Genomic DNA, 2,611 nt, shown 5'->3' on the forward strand with positions numbered 1-2,611 from the left:
CGCACGGAAAAGGCAATGGGTTGGGCAGGTTTATCCGGAATCGGCAAACTGTCAGCCTCCGTCCGAATATATAGTGGATTAACTTTAAATCAGGACAAGGCGACGAAGCCGCAGACAGTACGGCAAGGCGAGGCAACGACGTTCTGGTTTAAAGTTAATCCACTATAATCTTTAAAGGTTAACAAAAGCGTGGAGCAAAGGATATGGATGCTGGAGGGCGTGGCGGTAAACAAAAGGTCGTCTGAAACTGGAAATCTGGTTTCAGACGACCTTTTTTCATATCGAGACATTAGGCAAAGCCAAACGCAGAGGAGATTTAATTAACAGCCGATAAGATGGCGTAAAGGCTTGGGGCATCTACGCATAATTCTTCTTTTTCCGAGCGGTAGCAGGTCCAGCTTTTGCCTTTGAATGTACGCTCGGAGGTGGTGTAAGTATTGTTATTCATCAGTTTGGTCGAATGAGTCCATTTGCCGCCTGTCGGGTTGGATTCTTTCGTTTTCATAAAGGCTTCATACGAAAAAACAATCGTTTTTCCATTTTTCAATTTGTACTCTTCCCCGTTCCCCGCGATATAGCCGCCGCGTTTTTCATCATAGACTTGTGCGCTTTCCCAAGCCAGGCTGCTGCAAGCCGTTGTTTGCGGTTGGCTGTTTGGGGCGGTCAAATCTTGGTATGTGCAAGTCAAATTGTCTGATGAATAGGTGTGGCTGGCATAGGCAGCCGTAGACAAAAACAGGATGGTAAAAAATATTCTTTTCATTTTGGCTTACCTTTTAAAAATCAAAACGATACGGAGTAAAACGACCTTATTCCACTTGAGGACGATGCGGCGCCCCGAATAGCAGAAACCGAGAAGACGGGTATTGTACTTCCATCCGCGGAACACGTCAGCAAACCTTATTCGATTATCACGTTTTCAGACGACCTTGCTGCGCAAAATACGCTACAATACGCCCTATTTCAAGTTTCTAAAATTAAAAGGAAAATTCAATGTTCAGCTTCTTCCGCCGCAAGAAAAAACAGGAAACGCCCGCTCAAGAAGAAACCCGTATTCAGGAAACCGCCGCCGAAGCCGTAGAGAACGCTGAAGCTGCCGTTTCGCAAACGCTTGAAACGGTTCAGGAAAATGTCGGCGAAAAAGCGGAAGAACTGACGGCGGCAGTCGAAACGGCGGTAGAAAGTGCCAAAGAGCACGCCGAAGAAATTTGCGAGACTGTGGTTGAACATGTTTCCGAAACGGTCGAACACGTCCGCGAGGCGGTTGGCGAAACGTCGTCTGAAACGGTTGAAAAAGTGGAAGAACGCGTTGAAGCCGTCGGCGAAACCGTTGCCGATAATGTTTCCGCAGCGGTAGAACACGTCCATGAAGCGGTCAGCGACGGGTCGTCTGAAACCGCAGAAGCCGTCGAAACCCAAGCTGAAGCCGCGCCTGCCGCATCCGAAGAACATTCCGTACCGGTCTTTGACAATACAGCCGTCGCCACGTCGTCTGAAACCTCTGAACCGTCCGAAACCGAACCCAAACTCGGCTGGGCGGCGCGTTTGAAACAGGGTTTGACCAAATCGCGCGACAAAATGGCGAAATCGCTGGCGGGCGTGTTCGGCGGCGGGCAAATCGACGAAGATTTGTACGAAGAGCTGGAAACCGTGCTGATTACCAGCGACATGGGTATGGAAGCGACGGAATACCTGATGAAAGACGTGCGCAACCGTGTCAGCCTCAAGGGGCTGAAAGACGGCAACGAGTTGCGCGGCGCATTGAAAGAAGCCTTGTACGACCTGATTAAGCCGTTGGAAAAACCGCTGGTCTTGCCCGACACGAAAGAGCCGTTCGTCATCATGCTGGCGGGCATCAACGGCGCGGGTAAAACCACTTCCATCGGCAAACTCGCCAAATATTTCCAAGCGCAGGGCAAATCCGTGCTGCTTGCCGCAGGCGACACCTTCCGCGCCGCCGCCCGCGAGCAGCTTCAAGCATGGGGCGAACGCAACAACGTAACCGTCATTTCGCAAACCACGGGCGATTCCGCCGCCGTCTGCTTCGATGCCGTCCAAGCCGCCAAAGCGCGCGGCATCGACATCGTGCTGGCCGACACCGCCGGCCGCCTGCCCACGCAGCTTCATTTGATGGAAGAAATCAAAAAAGTGAAGCGCGTGCTGCAAAAAGCGATGCCCGACGCGCCGCACGAAATCATCGTCGTCCTCGATGCCAATATCGGGCAAAACGCCGTCAACCAAGTCAAAGCCTTTGATGATGCGCTGGGTCTGACGGGACTGATTGTGACCAAACTCGACGGTACGGCAAAAGGCGGCATCCTCGCCGCGCTTGCCTCCGACCGCCCCGTCCCCGTCCGCTACATCGGCGTGGGCGAAGGCATAGACGATTTGCGTCCGTTTAACGCGCGCGCGTTTGTGGACGCGTTGTTGGACTAAGCCCAATCGGGCAACAGTCCGATAACGAAAAATCCCGATACGGCAAAATGCCTGCGTATGCGTTTTTATAGTGGATTAACTTTAAACCAGTACGGCGTTGCCTCGCCTTGTCGTACTATCTGTACTGTCTGCGGCTTCGTCGTCTTGTCCTGATTTAAATTTAATCCACTATATT

The 2,611-nt window shown here is 51.9% G+C and carries 3 protein-coding genes; 1 reads left to right on the forward strand and 2 read right to left on the reverse strand.

Annotated elements, in window-relative coordinates:
* Nucleotides 1-89 precede the first annotated feature (89 nt).
* Together HMPREF1051_RS14750 and HMPREF1051_RS01870 are read right to left on the reverse strand one after the other, a co-directional pair.
* A complete protein-coding gene (locus HMPREF1051_RS14750; protein ID WP_003763603.1) occupies nt 90-290 on the reverse strand; it encodes a hypothetical protein in 201 nt (66 codons plus the stop codon).
* Nucleotides 291-316: 26 nt separating this feature from the next.
* Entirely contained in the window at nt 317-763 is a 447-nt protein-coding gene (locus HMPREF1051_RS01870; protein ID WP_003763602.1) for a hypothetical protein, read from the reverse strand.
* A 230-nt stretch (nt 764-993) separates the two neighbouring features.
* Here HMPREF1051_RS01870 and ftsY point away from each other — a divergent pair, with 230 nt between their 5' ends.
* On the forward strand, nt 994-2,436 hold the full coding sequence (gene ftsY, locus HMPREF1051_RS01875; RefSeq protein WP_003763605.1) for a signal recognition particle-docking protein FtsY: 1,443 nt from the start codon (nt 994-996) through the stop codon (nt 2,434-2,436).
* Nucleotides 2,437-2,611 lie beyond the last annotated feature (175 nt).

It is taken from the genome of Neisseria sicca VK64, assembly GCF_000260655.1.
GTDB lineage: Bacteria > Pseudomonadota > Gammaproteobacteria > Burkholderiales > Neisseriaceae > Neisseria > Neisseria sicca_B.

Bases quoted from the DNA above. Each gene is read 5' to 3' on its own strand.
- HMPREF1051_RS14750 (WP_003763603.1), bottom strand. From the start codon at position 290: ATGTCTCGATATGAAAAAAGGTCGTCTGAAACCAGATTTCCAGTTTCA.
- HMPREF1051_RS01870 (WP_003763602.1), bottom strand. From the start codon at position 763: ATGAAAAGAATATTTTTTACCATCCTGTTTTTGTCTACGGCTGCCTAT.
- ftsY (WP_003763605.1), top strand. From the start codon at position 994: ATGTTCAGCTTCTTCCGCCGCAAGAAAAAACAGGAAACGCCCGCTCAA.